The following is a 17,491-nucleotide window of genomic DNA, read 5'->3' on the forward strand; positions in this document are numbered from 1 at the left end:
CTACCTGTGTTCTGAGTACACTCTGTGGACTTGGTCAATTGGTATTACAATTCTTCGTCTAATACCTCAGCATTATTTTGTTTAATTTTCTCCATCTTGGCATTCAGCTTTAACACATCTTGATAGAGCCCATTGAATTTTTTCACTTGAGCGGTCTCTCGGAACAAAATGGTTTTATCTTTTCTCTGCCACGGATATTGCTTCAACATATCAAACATGGCCTGTGCTTTTTCCATAATCTGCTGTTCAATCGGGAAGATATCATGAGCTTTGTCTGCCTTCAGGTTATGCTCCAGTTTGGCTTGCAGTGAGGCTCTCATTTCATTGTGAATCGCCAAACTTTTTGCTTGCTGCATTGAATGCATCTGAATCTGTTGTCGTGCTTGTTCATATTCAGCAGATGCTTTACGCACCGCCACAAACATTTGCTCAGTGTCTTTATAGCCCTGTTTGCGGTCTTGGTCTAAGCGTTCAACATCTAAAAAAGTATCCCAATGGGCGGCTTTCAGTTCACGTAAATAACGATTACGCGCTTCTACATTCTGCATCCAATAGTTCAGCAGAAACTCAGACATCAATTTATAATCGCCAGATAAACGCTGATCATGGATATCCAGTTGTACAGGCGTTGACCAGTCTTGCGCCTGATCATAAAGTTCGCGCATTTTCTCGGACATTACCACCTCAAACATCTGCTGATTATTGATGGCACGTTGTTTTAGGATATGTTGATAAAAGAAGAATGAACCGATACCAAGCACGACAATTGTAAGAAAAATTAAAAAACGGCGCATACAGCCTCCAAGTTTCATTATATTTTTTTATGTTGTTTAGCCAGTTTAATCCATAAAACACATGCAGTTATAGCCCTTTTTATTTCATTTCTCGTAACGGAGCATTACATATTCATCGCTTTAAATTCATGAGCTTCGCCCCTATTATCTGATTAAGTAAAATTGAAGAGAGCTGCTATGCGTGTAGATATTTGGTCAGATGTGGTCTGTCCATTTTGTTATATCGGTAAAAAACGTCTTGAACATGTTGCTGAAGAAGCTGGTATTGAGCTGGATATTCACTGGCATAGTTTTGAGTTAGATCCCAATGCGCCAGCAAAACATGAAACCTCAAACACTGAACGTTTAGCGCAGAAATACGGTCGTAGTTATGCCGAGATGGAAGAAATGGAGCGTAATGTTGCAGCCATGGCAGCCGCAGAAGGCATCGATTTCCAGTGGCAGAAAGCCAATTCAGGTAATAGTTTTAATGCACACCGTATTATTCATCTTGCCCAAAGCAAAGGCTTAGGCAATGAAGCAGAAGAAGCCTTCTTCCATGCGTATATGACTGAAGGACTCGCGATTGGTGAACGTGAAGTGGTTGAAGAAATTGCCTCACGTATTGGCTTAGACAATGCTGAAGTTGAGTATGTACTGGATTCGGATGAACTGGCAGATTTTGTACGCCATGATGAACAAATCGCCCATGAACAGCTAAAAGTCACTGGGGTTCCTTTCTTTGTCTTTGATCAAAAACTAGCACTCTCTGGTGCACAACCCCGCGAGATTTTCTTGCAAGCATTACAGCAGGCACAATCCGCTTCTCCAGAAGAGATTGAACAAACAGATGCAGCCCAATGCAACGATGATCAATGCGAAATTAAATCTTAATTTCAACTGATCTCAAAAACCGCTTCGTTGTGTAGCTCGAAGCGGTTTTTTATATATGTAGTTTAATATTTCTTTTTATTTCAGTCGTTTATCTCAAAAAACACCGTTTATCGCTTGTTATCAACATTTTTCCAAAGCTCGTTTTTTATTTGCTGAACTTTTCACCAATAGATATGTGAAAGTGATCACAACTCACCCAAAAATTTATAGATAAATTTCGACCTTATGATCTACTAATCCGATTCATTCTTTTAAAATGTTTTTATTTTCAAAGACAAACCATGATGAATATCTCGATTTAGCATATGCAAAGGAAAATTTTGACTAACTTGACCGCTATAGATTTTGTCTCTTTTTCTTCTATAATCGTCATAAAGTGACAATCTTTTGTGATGAAAATACAAGCTTTAAATCCTGGATCTACTCTGATTATCAAACACCGAGAGTCATAGATTAGAGCAGTTGTCACACCCGTAAAACAGCACACTTTGCCCACTATAATTGATTACAAACGATTCAGATTACTGTCACTTTTCCGTATTTATGATTTAAAACAGGCTCAAGCCTATCTCTAAGGAAACAATCGATGGACGTATTAGAGAAAGCACTCTTGGTTGATGAGCTCAAGACCCTCGTCGACGGGCTGAATGATGATAAAACATCACTTTTTGAAATTGCCAAATCAAAACAACGTATCAAAGATATCTGCGCATCTTGCGACGATCCAACCTTCCAGGATCAACTCAGCCCATTCAAAGAGTTTATTCTCAATGAAGAGTTTTCGGCTGACGACTTAGCTGAATATGGCTATGCCATGACCTATCGTGGTACCTATAATTTTATGGGTCGTGTAGAAAATGCCTTGTTTGCTTCAGCGGATATGGGCTGGGCGGCATTACGTCAAGGACAGCACTGGCAAGTCTGGGTCATTCGCCCTGCCTTGTCCTTCCTGAAAAGTCCTTGGTTGAGCAAGTCACAAGATGCGCTGCAATGGCTACAAAAACATGCCAGTGAATATGTGAAAACTGACCATGAATTGCAAAACCTGATTCCTGTTTTAGAGGCCACTCCAGCTGAAGAGATTGAAAACTTAAATCAAGACAGCCTCTCCCTGATTAAACAGCAAAGCAAAAACTTTCAGTCACAGCTGGATGCGATTATTCAAGAAAAAATTCAGCCCGCAGCAGTGACACCATCGACGCAGCCGACACCCCGTGTAAAACCTGGATTTAGGCAAGGCACCCTTCCTTCAGCCAACTTGAATAAAGCCCAACCATTGGCTTTAAATGATTTTAGTCTGGATGGTTTACTATGCCGATTGGAACGCGTAGATGCGCGCACTTTCCCGTCACTGTATCGGGTCGATCTGCATAACGAGATTGATCAAAATATTAAAATCGACTGGCTCTATCTCAAAGCCGAAAATGAAGCACAGCCACTCTGGGGCTCAGCACAAATTTTTATTGCTGAGCAACTCTATGCACAGGGGCAATTTTCCCATTATGTTGTTTTGGTGGGCACGCACAGTGTTGAATATGCAACCACTGTTTTACAGGCTTATACCGATCAACGTCACACCAGAACCAGTTCAATTCACCAGACCGGTTGGACTAACTTTAAACGACACTATCACCAGCATGAAAGCTTATTTAATGAATGCATCATGAATGGCACTTTAGTTTGGCAACGTGATCAACGCGTGTATCCCTATATTCCTGCCTCGTTTATCAATACACAAAAATTTATTCCTTTTGAAGAAACCGCTGCAACCTTTTTCACGCCTGTGATTTTACTCAGAGAACGTCAAAAAATTCGCGTGATTCATGGCTTAGAACGGGTCAAGCTCTCTAACGAAGATCAAGCTTATCCCTATTTATTGTTAGATCGTGCCGATGGTTATACCTGGCAACTGATTCGGCAAGTCATCAGCCATTTGCCGCAACCGATTTCTGTCCATGATCTATATCAGGCCTTGGAAAATAGTACGGTCGCAAAATCACCTTAAATTAGGCATAGTCACTTCAGCGCTTTAATATTCAAGATTAAAGTCTGGCTCAAGGATGAGCAGATGCCTTCGATAAGCCGAGTGATGTTCAATCTTATCTATTGGACTAAATGCTTATGATGTCTCGCATTTTGTAGGACTAAATTGCTGTTTTTTGTGTCTAATACTTGATTTTATTAACCTAATCATCAAAAGTTAATATAAGAACAATAGATAAGCCTTAATTATGAATAATTTACAGCAAATAGTACCATCGCGTATCTTTTTTGCTTTGCTGACACTATCGATCGGATCTTTAAGTGTTGCAAATGCAGAAACCCATTCTGAATCTCAAAACTTGCAACCAAGTAATGCAAAAAACTCAGAAAATGCATTGGACTATATCCCGCGCTGGGTAGACGCTACGCCAACCATATTTCCAGAGCAGTCAGACCAGCCTACAGTTCCTCCAACGGCTGAAACTGAAGACAAGACTTGGTTTGACAAAAAACAACGTCATATCCGTGAATGGGCAGACCATACCTCAATCAAGATTGATGATTGGTTCGGCGATGTAGATCCCGAAAATCCAGCCTCCGCCACCATTCGCGTCATGCTAGACAATTATTGGAACCAATACGATAACTATGAAATTAAACCCCGTATTCGCGGTAAAATTAAGTTACCGACTTTAGAAAAAAGATTCAGTGTCGTGTTTGGTGATGATTCTCTAGACGATGAGTTTAAAAACAATGTTGCCAATACCAATAATCAGCCGAATCAAGATCCAGGTAAAAAATTTGACTCTAAACAAACTCGGGACAGCAATGGCTCATTGGCTTTACGTTGGTCGAATTTCTCGAAAAAGCTTCCCTTTGAGACCGATGCTGATATTGGTATCCGTTCAGGCAGCGATATTTATTTACGTTTAAGAGCAGAAAAACACTGGGATTTACGTAATGATTTTCGCTTTAATGCCGAACAGATTTATCGTTATGGCAGTCGTAGTGAAAACTATTTAAGAACTAATTTAGAGTTGATTCACGCACGTCCAAATCAGCCTTTTTTATCTAATCAGTTCAGCTTAACCTATGCAGATAAACAGGATGATGATCTGTTGTGGGATAACCGTCTTTTTCGTCAACACCAATTCTTTGCCCATAATAATTTTAATTATGGACTCTATACTGGCGGCTACTACAATAAAAACGAGTTACGCCTGAATAGCTGGGGGCCGTTTGTGTCTTGGCGGCAACCATTGTGGCGTGAATGGTTCTATGTACAGGGTGACCTTAATTATTTTAATGATCATCGTGAGGATCGTAGCCATTTTGTCAGTACCTTTGTGCGGCTTGAAACCTTATTTTAGTACTTGATCAACAAGTTTAACCAAGACCCAATCGTATCTGCGATTGGGTCTTTTCAAAAATATTGACTGTGTCAATAAATGGTTAAGCTTAAACTGCTATGCTTATTTTCTTTTATTTTTCTTCACCATAACATGTATCAACGATACGCTTTAGTAGTGTTTGTTTTGATTGTAGGCAATCTCTGTCTCGGTTATTTAATGACACCCCTATTTCCAATGTTATTCCCATGGAGCAGGCATATCACGCGCTTGCCCGTTTCGTTGTTACATCAACAAGCTTGGCACACTTCCAAGCAGCTTGTTCGCACCCATCCATTGATTTGTGAGACGCAAACTGAAACAAGCTCTGATCAAGACTATAATACCCAACTGAGTCATGAATTGATGGTAGTCTTTGGCGATGATTCCTTGGCACAGCGTGCGCAACAGCCGCAAGTCGTGAAAAAGCTTGGTAAAACGACTAAACATAAGGTACATCACAATATCATTCGCCCCAATCCACTCAGTGCCAGCTGGAGTACCATCTCAAGTTGGTTGCCCTTTAACAATGACCTTGATTTGGGTTCGAATTCCGATACCGATATTTATGTGCAATTCCTTGCCAAGAAGCAATGGGTTCTGCATTCAGGGCTCAATCTGGATACAGCACAAATCTTTCGTTATGGTTCCACCAGTAAGAATTATGCAGAAACCAATTTCAATCTAACTCAGAAATTGCAACAACAAAGTCTACTCTCAACGCAATTCAACCTGTCTAAAACACAGGATGAGGACTATATCTGGCGCAACCGTACCTTTCAGAACTTACACTTTTTATCCAAAGACAATCTCAGCTATGGCATTGTGAGTGAAGGTGATTATGAAAAGAAAGAACTTCGGGTTAACCAATGGGGACCTTATTTTTCCTGGAAAAGACCGATTTGGCGTAATTGGCTCTATATGCAAAATGATCTGAATTATTTCAATGTGCCTGCGGATAAACAGGACAATCATTTCAGCTATCAAATGCGCTTTGAAGCGAACTTTTGAGGATAATATCAACAACTCTGTGGATAACTTCCTAGTTATCCATACCCATAAAAAAACCTCTGCCGAAGCAGAGGTCCTTGAGCAAACCGCTTATTTCAATAACAAACTATTAATCCGTTTTACATATGCTGCAGGATCCTCGGGTAATCCCCCTTCAGCAATCACTGCCTGATCAAAGATCACATTAGCCAGATCATCAAACTGTGCTGAGTTTTCCAGTTTTTTCACCAACGGATGTTCAGGATTAATTTCTAATGTCGGTTTAATTTCTGGCACTGCTTGGCCTGCCTGTTTGAGCATGCGAATCAGCTGTGGAGAAAGCTCACCTTCACTGGTGACGAGACATGCTGGTGAATCTACCAGACGCGTAGTCACCCGTACCTCTTTGGTTTTGTCTTTCAATGAGCTACTTAAACGATCAACTACAGGTTTGAACTGTTCTGCGGCCTGTTCTAAAGCCTTTTTCTCTTCAGCATCTTGCAGATCGCCCAGATCAACTGCGCCTTTAGACACGTTCTGTAATGGCGTACCATCGAACTCAAACACAAAGTTCATAGCCCACTCATCCACACGGTCTGCCATGAGTAAGACTTCAATGCCTTTTTTCTTGAACACTTCCAGTTGTGGCGAGTTTTTCGCAGCGCTTAAACTATCTGCAGTTACATAATAGATGGCTTTCTGCCCTTCTTTCATACGTGCTTTATAGTCCGCAAAAGAAGTACTGATCTCATCATTATTCGAAGTCGCATAACGCAATAATTTGAGGATACGCTCACGGTTACCTGTGTCTTCACCCAAACCTTCTTTCAAGACTGAACCAAATTCGCTATAGAAGGTTTTGAATTTCGCTTGGTCTTTCTCATCTTCCGATTTAGCCAAACCATCAATTAAAGTCAATACACGGCGTGCATTGCCTTCACGAATGGTTTTCACATCACGGCTTTCCTGCAACAATTCTCGGCTCACATTCAGTGGTAAATCAGCACTATCCACTACACCTTGAACAAAACGTAAATAGTTTGGAATCAGATTATCCGCTTCATCCAAAATAAATACACGTTTCACGTACAGCTTAATGCCCGCCTTCGCTTCACGGGTAAACAAATCCTGTTTGGCCTGACTTGGAATATACAATAATTGCGTATATTCGGTGCTGCCCTCAACGCGGTTATGTGCCCAAGCCAACGGTTCTGCAAAATCATGACTCAAATTTTTATAGAACTCGATGTATTGTTCATCGGTGATTTCGCTCTTGCTGCGTGTCCAGAGTGCACTGGCAGAGTTAATGGCTTCCCAGTCATCGGTCTTGACCATTTGGCCGCCTTTAGGCTCTTCACCTTCAGCAACCTCTTCCTCTTGCCAGACTTCTTTTTGCATTTCGATAGGCAAGCTGATGTGGTCTGAATACTTATTGATGATTTGTTTAACTTTCCAAGATTCTAAATAATCCAGTGCATCATCACGTAAATGCAGGATGATATCGGTACCACGCGTAGCTTTATCAATTTGCTGAACTTCGAATTCGCCAGTGCCACCACTGATCCAGCGTACACCATCGGCTACATCCAAACCTGCACGACGTGATTCAACTGTAATTTTATCGGCAACAATAAAACCTGAATAGAAACCGACCCCAAACTGACCGATTAACTGCGCATCTGATTTTTGGTCACCTGTCAGCTTAGACATGAAGTCTTTGGTCCCTGATTTGGCAATGGTACCCAAGTTATCAATCGCTTCTTGCTGGCTTAGACCAATCCCACTATCAGAAATGGTTAAGGTTTTATGCTCTTTATCTAGCATTACACGGACGCGTAAGTCCGGATCATTTTCATAATATTCAGGATGATTAATCCCCTCGAAACGCAGCTTATCGCAGGCATCTGAAGCATTGGAAATCAATTCACGTAAGAAAATTTCAGGGTTGGAATACAGTGAATGCGTCACTAAATGTAATAACTGAGCAACTTCAGCTTGGAAACTATAATTTTGAGCCACTTGTTCACTCATAAATCACTCCTTATACGGGCTTATATCTTTGGAATGATTTATGAATGGTGTATATCTTGGATTTTTCAATCCTTGATTGTTATTTTTCAGGTAAAAATCGCACAAAAAGCACAATTAGAAAGGTCCTTGGCTCAAGACCCGTGTTTGTAAAAGCTGATCAAGCTGCTGTTGTCTCTGTGCATAAGCACGACGAAGGCACGGTGCATTGGCACCACAGGAATTACGTTGTTTCAACCATTGCAACTGCTGATCTTTTTCTGCATCACGCCCACCCATTGGGAGGGCACGCAATACAATTTGATAGGTAGTTGCCAATTTAACATCAGCATCATTTAAACCACGATCATTACAGATCTGTTGTTCAGCTTTTAATTTTGCTGCCTTACAGGAATAACTTGCTGCCTGCGCATGGGACACAAGTAGCAGCGGCAAGCACAGCAATATCGGTGTTACTAATCTTTTCATTATAAATGGCTCATTTCTATTTGTGATCATTTTTCAGCATACAAAACTCTCTGTGTAGCGCCTGTATCTGTTTTATATGGGAATTGCAAAAATCAAAAAGCCTCACTAGGTGAGGCTTTTAAAAACGCTACTTCAGCTTAGAACTTGTAGCTATAACCTAAGGTATACACAACTGGGTTAAGGTCCAGGTCAAATTTAGTTCCATCCACCAGTTTAACTTCCGGGCTTAAATCTGCATAACGCACATCCACATACACGCCCCAGTTTTTCGCATCGGCTGGCTGGAAATTAAAACCAAGCTGACCTGCAAAACCAAATGTTTCTTTTACGTCTTTTGCTACACCCTTTTCATTCCACGGAATGAAAGCCGTACCACCAATACCGATATAAGGGGTGAAACGTGTTGAGTTTTTAAAATTATACTTGGCCGTAATGGTAGGTGGTAATTGGCTAACACTTGCAACTTTCTCACCATTTAAGAGCACATCATGATGAATTGGATTTGCTAATAATAATTCAGCAGAAAATGGTGTATCAGCAAAGAAATATTCGATCGATGGTGTAAATGCAAACTCATGATCGCCTTTTACCGTTGCGCCAGGTGCAATTGTTGTATCCCCTGTCGGATCAATTAAACTTGCACCCACTTTAACTTGAAAGCCCCCTGCAAATGCAGTTGAAGATAACCCCAATAATGCAACAACCAATGCTTTCTTTAACATTAAAACAACCTCTTTAACAATTTATGTTCTTGTTCAACATAATAAACACGTGTTTTTACATTATGCAATAGTTATTAATTCCAACCATTTAAATCTATTTTGTAATGCATTGAATATTAATAAAATATAATTGTTAAAATATGTAATAATTATTAATACCGACTATTTAAGTCTACTTAAACCACTATAAAACCTAGTATTTTCATCAGATTGAAATAAAATAACATCACAATTAAAAATAAATTTAGTAGGATTTAAAAATATATTCACATAAAACTTAATATTAAATCCACATTATAAAAATAGATTAAAAAGAGACAAAAATGTCATTTACTGATCTTTTAGATTTTAAAATTTAATTAAATTCATCAAAAAAATGGCTCTTAATGAGCCATTTTTATTATAAAACCATCGCAGCAATCCAACCAAAAATAAGCAATGGGATATTAAAGTGTATAAAAGTCGGCACAACAGTATCCCAAATGTGATCATGTTGACCATCTACACCTAAACCAGCCGTTGGCCCCAAAGTCGAATCTGATGCAGGTGAGCCTGCATCACCTAAAGCCGCAGCCGTTCCAATTAAAGCAATGGTCGCCAACGGTGAAAAACCAAACTGTACGCACAAAGGTACATAAATCACGGCCAGCACAGGTACACTTGAGAACGATGAACCAATGCCAATGGTGACAAATAAGCCAATAAACAGCATGAGAAATGCCGCCAAAGCATGGTTATCACCAATGATATGCACCACCCCATTGACCAGATGGGTAACATCGCCTGTATGCGTCATCACTGAAGCAAAACCTGCTGCAGAAATCATGATGAAGCCGACCAGAGCCATCATACGCATCCCTTGTACAAACACATCATCCGCATCTTGCCATTTAAAAATACCGGATGCTGACAACACCGCAAAACCGACTAGGCCACCCAGAATCATTGAACCTGAGTACAACTGTGCGACCAAGGTTAAGCCAATTGCAAGCACAGCCATAAACATGGTTTTTTTGGAAATATACGGGACATTTTCAGCTTCTTGTTTAAGCTCTTCTGCATCCGCTTTTAGGTCATATTCTTGTTGTTCTGTTGCTCTGAGTGGTTTGTCCAGATCAATGCTTTTGACTGTGTTAATGGTACGATCTACATAAATACGAGGCTTACGATAACTCACAAACACAGCGACCAGCGTCCCAAGCACCATACCTAAAACAGGAATTGCCATGCCGATTGGCATCATGCCTCGCTCAACATGCAGACCATAGGCAGCCCCTATTTTATTGATATTGCCCATCAGAATCTGTTCAAGGAAAATTGCACCAAACCCCACAGGTAGGAAAATATAAGTTCCGACTAAACCCAGAGTCATGACACAGGCTGCCGCACGTCGATCCAGCTTTAAATGGTTCATCACTTTCAGTAAAGGGGGAACCAAGACTGGAATAAAGGCAATATGCACAGGAATCAAGTTCTGAGAGAAAATCGCAGCGATCAGCAAAATCGTTAATAATAGATATTTCACCTTTCTTTGCTGATTTTTACCTGCTTCCATCCCCAATAAACCAATCAGTTTATGCGCCAGTAAATCAGGTAAACCAGACTTGGACAGTGCCAAGGCAAATGCGCCTAACACGGCATAAGCCAAGGCAACTTCAGCGCCATCACCTAAGCCCGCATTAAATGCTTCTACGGTTTGGGAAAGACTTAGACCTGCGACCAAGCCGCCAATAATGGCTGAAATCACTAATGTGAGAACAACAGAAACGCGTGCCAGTGACAAAATAAACATCACGGCAATCGCAATTACGACAGCATTCATGAACAATTTTAGGAGCAAAGAAAAGGCGACATTCTAGCAGATTCATAATCATGAAGCTGAAAATATCGCCGAATTGTAACGCATCTCAAGTGATTTTTAGCTTAATTATTCTACGAAAGCCTTAAGCTGCTTGGCGTTGCACGAATTGATGGATCAGTTCAGCAATTTTTTCTGGTTGGCTCAGTACTGCCCAGTGATTGGCATCAAGCTCAACATATTCAAATTGTTCCACCCATTTTGGCATCGATTCGGTAATGTACTCTGGACTAACAAAGGCATCACGCTGTAATACAATCGCTTGTACAGGACATTGTGCATAACGTTGACGAGGCTGAGTTAAAGAAGGAATAAAGTTGGCACGGTACAGATTAATGCCATATTTCCCATCTGCAACAATATTGGCATTCAATGGCAAATCTTTCTTCTTTTCCAATCCGCTTAAAATCTTGCCCCATTTCTCTGGACTGAAGAAGGTCCATACTGTTGGTGCAACCAAAGGCAGATGGAAAGCTCCGATATACCAAGATTTAGTCAGCATTTTCAATACATTGCTCGGTGCTGATTTAAATTTCTCACGTAGATATAAAGACGCATGATCCAAACAGGGGCCTGAAATCGTCGTATAAGACAACAAACGGCCTTTTAATTTTGGCTCAGTTGCCGATTCCCACGACTGTAGAGACCCCCAGTCATGCGCAGCCATATGGAAATTTCGGTTGGGTAGGACTTGATCCACCACTTCTTGTAAATCCAAAGACAGGCGTGGTAAACGATAATCCTTAATCCGTTTTGGAATTGAGGAAAGCCCTGCCCCTCGGACATCGTAAGTCACCACATAATAATCATTTAGCAATTTCTCAATTATGGGTTCCCAAACTTCCTGATTGTCTGGATAGCCATGGACTAAAACCAAAGCTGTTTTTTTCTCATCACCCCATGTTTTCACACAAAGCGTTTGCTGATCTGAGGTCGTCACTGTTTTTACTTGTGCTTGCATAATTGTTTCCCATTTTGTTTTCTATCGGCTTGCTCATCAACAGCCATTGCCAGCGATGCAATAAAAATGATACTTATGGAGTATGAATAGAGTTGCAAGAAAAAAAATTGACCATGAAAGACTTTTTCAAAAAAATTCGAACCATTCCTGCGATTTCCAAATTTCTACTCAATCATTACTCCCCTTATCGTGGGGCAGGAATCCACATTGAAAATATTGATCTCGATGATTATCACATTCGCGTTAAGATGCCGCTCACCCGACGCAATCGAAATATCGTAGGAACACATTTTGGTGGCAGTCTTTACTCGATGGTTGATCCTTTTTATATGTTAATTCTGATCCATCATTTAGGGCATAAGTATATTGTTTGGGACAAGAGCGCTACTATTAATTTTATTGCTCCAGGCCGTAATACGGTTTATGCAGATATCCAGCTCAACGCTCAAGAAATTGCCGAAATTAAGCAACTGGCAGAAAATTACGAACCCGTTCTACGCCATTACACGTTAAATATTGTAGATGAGGCAGGTACCCGAATCGCGGAAGTCGAAAAAGTACTGTATATCCGCCGAAAAAAACCGAAAGCCAGCCCCTAATCCAAACCAAATAAAAAATGCCTGCAATTAATTGCAGGCATTTTTGAATCTGATTGGCAGAAATTATCTTTTCTTCTCTTGAATGGCTGCACCAGCTCCGCCACCAATGGCACCACCGATCGCAGCGCCAGAATCTCCACCAAAAATGGCTTTACCGACGACAGAACCAATACCAGCCCCGATTGCACTGCTTGTGGTCGAATTACTGCTTCCACCTTTCGTGTTTGCACCGACACCCGCACCCGCAGCTGCGCCTACACCCGCACCGAGACCACCACCAACATGATTACCTACACCGCCACCCACAGCACCACCAAGCGCTGCTGCACCAATACGTTGGTCAGATGCACTCATGTTTTGACAGCCTGTGAACATCACTGCCGATAATGCCAAAGTAGAAACCAAACCTATTGTTTTTTTCATGACCATACTCACTTCTATGCGTTCTATACAAAAGCATAATCCTCTTTTATGAGGAATTTGATCACATTGTGTTATCACAATGTCCCAATCGATTGATGTTTTGTAAACAAGTTCCTCTTTAAAAATAACCAATACAATCTCCTAAAAGGTTGTATTCTCATTCCCATAAAAAAGGCACCCGAAGGTGCCTTTTTCAATTCACTAGAACTTAGAACTGGTCTGAGTTCAACGCTTGACTGAATGCTTGATCAACTTCACTAAAGTCATTGTGAAGTTCAAATTCAGCAGCTTCTGCTTCTTGACGACGACGCTCTAAATGATACGCAAGACCTGTACCTGCCGGGATCAAACGACCCACAACAACGTTTTCTTTCAAGCCACGTAAGTCATCTTCTTTACCTGTTACAGCCGCTTCAGTTAACACACGTGTGGTTTCCTGGAACGATGCAGCAGAGATGAACGAGTCAGTAGAAAGCGACGCTTTGGTAATACCCATCAATTGACGTTCAAACTTCGCAGGGAACTTGTTCTGAGCCAAGACTGCTTGGTTCTCTTGAACAACGCGGATGTAATCCACTTGCTCGCCCTTGATGAAGCTTGTATCGCCGCCATCAGTGATATCAACTTTACGCAACATTTGACGTACAACAACTTCAATGTGCTTATCATTGATTTTTACACCTTGGAGACGGTAAACGTCTTGAACTTCGTTCACGATGTAGTTGGTCAATGCCACTTCGCCTTTCAAGCGTAAGATGTCATGTGGGTTTTGTGGACCATCAGAAATGGTTTCACCACGGTTGACATGCTCACCTTCGAACACGTTGATTTGACGCCATTTTGGAATCAATTCTTCGTAGATTTCTGAACCGTCATCTGGAGTGATGACTAAACGGTTCTTACCTTTGGTCTCTTTACCGAAGCTTACAACACCTGATACTTCTGCAAGGATCGCATGTTCTTTCGGCTTACGTGCTTCGAACAAGTCAGCTACACGCGGAAGACCACCGGTAATATCACGAGTACGTGAAGTTTCTTGTGGTACACGACCAATGACGTCACCCACACCAATCGTTTCGCCATCACGGACAGTCACAATTGTGTTTTGTGGCAAGAAGTAGAACTGTTCGCCGCCATCGGTTGTATCCAACACGATTGCAGGACGTAAATCTTTACCAGAAGCAGGACGTGCTGTTACAGGCAAGATTTCAACAGTAGTCATACCTGTTGCATCATCAGTTTTCGATGTTGCAGTTACGCCATCAGCGATCTGGCTGAAACGCGCTTTACCAGCAACTTCTGTTACCAATGGATGTGTATGCGGATCCCAAGTCGCTACGATACCGCCAGCTTCTACAGCTTCACCATCTTTCAACAAGATGCTTGCACCGTAAGGAAGTTTATAACGCTCACGCTCACGACCTAAGTCATCTGCAATACCGATTTCACCTGAACGTGAAACAGAAACCAAGTGACCTTTGGCATGTTGTACAGTTTTCACGTTGTGGAAACGTACAGTACCTTTGTTACGCACTTGAACACTGTTTGCAGCAGACGTTCGGCTCGCAGCACCACCGACGTGGAAGGTACGCATTGTTAACTGGGTACCTGGTTCACCAATTGATTGTGCAGCCATTACACCGACAGATTCACCTGGGTTCACCAAATGACCACGTGCAAGGTCACGACCGTAACAACGCGCACACACACCGAATGTAGATTCACATGCAATCACTGAACGTACTTTAACTTCATCGACACCCGCTTCTTCAAGCTGAGCAGCGATTTTCTCGTCAATTAAGGTACCACGTGGAAGAACGACTTCATCATCAGATGCACGACGTACATCTTCAGCAGTTACACGACCCAATACGCGATCGCGTAATGGTTCGATTACGTCACCACCTTGAATGAATGGAGTCATGACCAAGCCGCCAGCTGTACCACAGTCAGACTCAGTAATGACTAAATCTTGTGCTACGTCTACAAGACGACGTGTCAAGTAACCAGAGTTCGCAGTTTTCAATGCGGTATCGGCCAAACCTTTACGCGCACCGTGTGTCGAGATGAAGTACTGAAGTACCGTCAAACCTTCACGGAAGTTTGCTTTAATTGGGGTCTCAATGATCGAGCCATCCGGCTTCGCCATCAAACCACGCATACCAGCAAGCTGACGGATCTGCGCCGCACTACCACGGGCACCCGAGTCAGACATCATGTAAATCGAGTTGAATGATTTCTGCTTCTCGTCTTCACCTTGTTTATTTTTCACAAGGGTATAAGACAAGTTATCCATCATCGCTTTTGCAACTTGGTCGTTGGTACGCGCCCAAATATCGACAACTTTGTTATAACGCTCACCCGCAGTTACGAAACCTTGCTCAAACTGTTGTTCGATTTCACGAACTTCTGTTTCAGCTTTATCGATAATCGTATGCTTAGTTGGTGGAATCAACATGTCTTCCATACCAACAGATACACCTGAACGCGTCGCTTGACGGAAGCCCAAATACATCAATTGGTCAGCGAAGATAACGGTATCTTTCAAACCAAGTTTACGGTAGCAAGAGTTGATTAACTTCGAGATGTTTTTCTTGGTCATCTCAAGGTTGATCGATTCGAAGCTTAAACCTTGTGGAACAACTTCCCATAACAAGCAACGACCAGGTGTTGTATCAACAATGATGGTTTGCTTTTCACGGTTACCGTTTTCATCAATCACAGTCTGGTGTACACGTACTTTTACGCGTGCATGGATTGCAACTTTACCTGTCGCTAACGCACGGTTAACTTCGTGAGTGTCCGCAAACACCATGCCTTCACCTTTGGCATTTACCGCATCACGGGTGATGTAGTAAAGACCCAAGACCACGTCCTGAGAAGGAACAATGATCGGCTCACCGTTTGCAGGTGACAAGATGTTGTTGGTCGACATCATCAACGCACGTGCTTCAAGCTGTGCTTCCAATGTCAATGGAACGTGTACCGCCATTTGGTCACCATCGAAGTCGGCGTTAAACGCAGCACAGACGAGTGGGTGAAGACGGATTGCCTTACCTTCGATCAGAATAGGTTCAAATGCTTGAAGACCTAAACGGTGAAGTGTTGGCGCACGGTTCAACATGACTGGATGTTGACGAATCACAGAAGCAAGAACGTCCCAAACTTCCGGGGTCTCGCGCTCAACCATTTTCTTCGCAGCTTTAATGGTTGTTGCTTGGCCAGAGGCTTGTAGTTTCGCGAAAATGAATGGCTTGAACAATTCAAGTGCCATTTTCTTCGGAAGACCACATTGGTGAAGACGTAAAGTAGGACCAACGGTAATTACCGAACGACCTGAATAGTCAACACGTTTACCGAGCAAGTTTTGACGGAAACGACCTTGTTTACCTTTGATCATATCTGCCAAAGATTTCAATGGACGTTTGTTCGAACCTGTAATCGCACGACCACGACGACCGTTATCAAGCAATGCATCCACAGACTCTTGCAACATACGTTTTTCGTTACGTACGATGATGTCTGGCGCAGCAAGGTCAAGAAGACGCTTCAAACGGTTGTTACGGTTGATCACACGACGATATAAATCGTTCAAGTCTGAAGTCGCGAAACGACCACCTTCAAGTGGTACTAGCGGACGTAAGTCTGGTGGAAGTACTGGCAGTACATTCATCACCATCCATTCAGGCTTGTTGTTCGAATCTTTGAAAGCTTCCATCAACTTCAAACGCTTAGACGCTTTTTTAAGTTTCGTCTCAGAGGTTGTTTGTGGAATTTCTTCACGTAAACGTGCAATCTCAGCTTCAAGATCGATATCTTTTAATAAATCCTGAACTGCTTCTGCACCCATTTTCGCAGTGAATTCATCACCGTGTTCTTCAAGTGCATTGTAGTATTCTTCGTCTGTTAAAAGCTGATACTTTTCAAACGGAGTCATACCAGGATCAGTAACTACATAAGATTCGAAATACAATACGCGCTCGATATCACGTAATGTCATATCAAGAAGTAAACCGATACGGCTCGGTAATGATTTCAAGAACCAGATGTGTGCAACTGGAGAAGCAAGCTCGATGTGACCCATACGTTCACGACGAACTTTCGCAGTCGTTACTTCAACGCCACATTTTTCACAAATGACGCCTTTGTATTTCATACGCTTGTATTTACCACACAAGCATTCGTAATCTTTTACTGGACCAAAGATTTTGGCACAGAACAAACCGTCACGTTCAGGTTTAAAAGTACGGTAGTTAATGGTTTCAGGCTTTTTAACTTCACCGTGAGACCATGACTTAATCATCTCTGGTGACGCAAGACCAATACGGATACGGTCAAATTCAACGGGTGCATGACCTTCTGAATCCGTTTTCTTACGCATGATATCGAGCAAGTCTTTCAATT

13 protein-coding genes are annotated in these 17,491 nt (G+C 41.9%); 5 read left to right on the plus strand and 8 right to left on the minus strand.

Annotation, left to right across the window (positions count from 1 at the left end; all coding sequences use genetic code 11):
• Positions 1 to 44: 44 nt before the first annotated feature.
• A complete protein-coding gene (locus NQU59_RS01810) occupies positions 45 to 794 on the minus strand; it encodes a hypothetical protein (RefSeq protein WP_096911332.1) in 750 nt (249 codons plus the stop codon).
• 177 nt (positions 795 to 971) lie between these two features.
• Here NQU59_RS01810 and NQU59_RS01815 point away from each other — a divergent pair, with 177 nt between their 5' ends.
• From NQU59_RS01815 to NQU59_RS01830, 4 genes are all read left to right on the plus strand, one after another.
• Positions 972 to 1,667 (plus strand): DsbA family oxidoreductase, encoded by a 696-nt coding sequence (locus NQU59_RS01815; RefSeq protein WP_257064738.1) that lies wholly within the window; start codon positions 972 to 974, stop codon positions 1,665 to 1,667.
• Positions 1,668 to 2,253: 586 nt separating this feature from the next.
• The gene (locus tag NQU59_RS01820; RefSeq protein WP_257064739.1) at positions 2,254 to 3,672 is read left to right on the plus strand and encodes a hypothetical protein; all 1,419 of its coding nucleotides are present in this window, start codon (positions 2,254 to 2,256) and stop codon (positions 3,670 to 3,672) included.
• A 226-nt stretch (positions 3,673 to 3,898) separates the two neighbouring features.
• Positions 3,899 to 5,020, plus strand: a complete 1,122-nt coding sequence (locus NQU59_RS01825; RefSeq protein WP_005240134.1) for a hypothetical protein — start codon at positions 3,899 to 3,901, stop codon at positions 5,018 to 5,020.
• Positions 5,021 to 5,152: 132 nt separating this feature from the next.
• Complete coding sequence (locus NQU59_RS01830; protein ID WP_096911331.1) at positions 5,153 to 6,049, plus strand: selenocysteine synthase; 897 nt, start codon at positions 5,153 to 5,155, stop codon at positions 6,047 to 6,049.
• 90 nt (positions 6,050 to 6,139) lie between these two features.
• On the opposite strand, the gene htpG is transcribed toward NQU59_RS01830, so the two are convergent.
• The 5 genes from htpG to NQU59_RS01855 all read right to left on the minus strand — a co-directional run bounded on the left by htpG (position 6,140) and on the right by NQU59_RS01855 (position 12,065).
• Positions 6,140 to 8,059 carry a molecular chaperone HtpG gene (gene htpG / locus NQU59_RS01835; protein WP_257064740.1) on the minus strand — a complete coding sequence of 640 codons (1,920 nt, stop codon included), beginning with the start codon at positions 8,057 to 8,059 and terminating at the stop codon, positions 6,140 to 6,142.
• Positions 8,060 to 8,173: 114 nt separating this feature from the next.
• Complete coding sequence (locus NQU59_RS01840; protein WP_257064741.1) at positions 8,174 to 8,524, minus strand: lysozyme inhibitor LprI family protein; 351 nt, start codon at positions 8,522 to 8,524, stop codon at positions 8,174 to 8,176.
• Positions 8,525 to 8,661: 137 nt separating this feature from the next.
• Complete coding sequence (locus NQU59_RS01845) at positions 8,662 to 9,246, minus strand: OmpW/AlkL family protein (protein WP_005240149.1); 585 nt, start codon at positions 9,244 to 9,246, stop codon at positions 8,662 to 8,664.
• Positions 9,247 to 9,646: 400 nt separating this feature from the next.
• The gene (locus tag NQU59_RS01850) at positions 9,647 to 11,068 is read right to left on the minus strand and encodes a Na+/H+ antiporter family protein (protein ID WP_005240151.1); all 1,422 of its coding nucleotides are present in this window, start codon (positions 11,066 to 11,068) and stop codon (positions 9,647 to 9,649) included.
• A 121-nt stretch (positions 11,069 to 11,189) separates the two neighbouring features.
• Positions 11,190 to 12,065, minus strand: a complete 876-nt coding sequence (locus tag NQU59_RS01855) for an alpha/beta fold hydrolase (protein ID WP_257064742.1) — start codon at positions 12,063 to 12,065, stop codon at positions 11,190 to 11,192.
• 113 nt (positions 12,066 to 12,178) lie between these two features.
• On the opposite strand from NQU59_RS01855, the gene NQU59_RS01860 reads away from it, so the two are divergent.
• Positions 12,179 to 12,664 carry a DUF4442 domain-containing protein gene (locus tag NQU59_RS01860; RefSeq protein ID WP_257066105.1) on the plus strand — a complete coding sequence of 162 codons (486 nt, stop codon included), beginning with the start codon at positions 12,179 to 12,181 and terminating at the stop codon, positions 12,662 to 12,664.
• Positions 12,665 to 12,727: 63 nt separating this feature from the next.
• Here the strand turns inward: NQU59_RS01860 and NQU59_RS01865 are convergent, their stop codons facing one another.
• Complete coding sequence (locus tag NQU59_RS01865; RefSeq protein ID WP_010590123.1) at positions 12,728 to 13,087, minus strand: YMGG-like glycine zipper-containing protein; 360 nt, start codon at positions 13,085 to 13,087, stop codon at positions 12,728 to 12,730.
• A gap of 208 nt (positions 13,088 to 13,295) precedes the next feature.
• Positions 13,296 to 17,489, minus strand: a complete 4,194-nt coding sequence (gene rpoC / locus NQU59_RS01870) for a DNA-directed RNA polymerase subunit beta' (protein ID WP_004656284.1) — start codon at positions 17,487 to 17,489, stop codon at positions 13,296 to 13,298.
• Positions 17,490 to 17,491: the final 2 nt, after the last annotated feature.

It is taken from the genome of Acinetobacter colistiniresistens (assembly GCF_024582815.1).
Classification (GTDB): domain Bacteria; phylum Pseudomonadota; class Gammaproteobacteria; order Pseudomonadales; family Moraxellaceae; genus Acinetobacter.

Bases quoted from the DNA above. Each gene is read 5' to 3' on its own strand.
- NQU59_RS01815 (WP_257064738.1), top strand. From the start codon at position 972: ATGCGTGTAGATATTTGGTCAGATGTGGTCTGTCCATTTTGTTATATC.
- NQU59_RS01840 (WP_257064741.1), bottom strand. From the start codon at position 8,524: ATGAAAAGATTAGTAACACCGATATTGCTGTGCTTGCCGCTGCTACTT.
- NQU59_RS01825 (WP_005240134.1), top strand. From the start codon at position 3,899: ATGAATAATTTACAGCAAATAGTACCATCGCGTATCTTTTTTGCTTTG.
- NQU59_RS01845 (WP_005240149.1), bottom strand. From the start codon at position 9,246: ATGTTAAAGAAAGCATTGGTTGTTGCATTATTGGGGTTATCTTCAACT.
- NQU59_RS01855 (WP_257064742.1), bottom strand. From the start codon at position 12,065: ATGCAAGCACAAGTAAAAACAGTGACGACCTCAGATCAGCAAACGCTT.
- NQU59_RS01860 (WP_257066105.1), top strand. From the start codon at position 12,179: ATGAAAGACTTTTTCAAAAAAATTCGAACCATTCCTGCGATTTCCAAA.
- htpG (WP_257064740.1), bottom strand. From the start codon at position 8,059: ATGAGTGAACAAGTGGCTCAAAATTATAGTTTCCAAGCTGAAGTTGCT.
- NQU59_RS01865 (WP_010590123.1), bottom strand. From the start codon at position 13,087: ATGAAAAAAACAATAGGTTTGGTTTCTACTTTGGCATTATCGGCAGTG.
- NQU59_RS01820 (WP_257064739.1), top strand. From the start codon at position 2,254: ATGGACGTATTAGAGAAAGCACTCTTGGTTGATGAGCTCAAGACCCTC.
- NQU59_RS01810 (WP_096911332.1), bottom strand. From the start codon at position 794: ATGCGCCGTTTTTTAATTTTTCTTACAATTGTCGTGCTTGGTATCGGT.
- NQU59_RS01830 (WP_096911331.1), top strand. From the start codon at position 5,153: ATGTATCAACGATACGCTTTAGTAGTGTTTGTTTTGATTGTAGGCAAT.
- NQU59_RS01850 (WP_005240151.1), bottom strand. From the start codon at position 11,068: ATGAATGCTGTCGTAATTGCGATTGCCGTGATGTTTATTTTGTCACTG.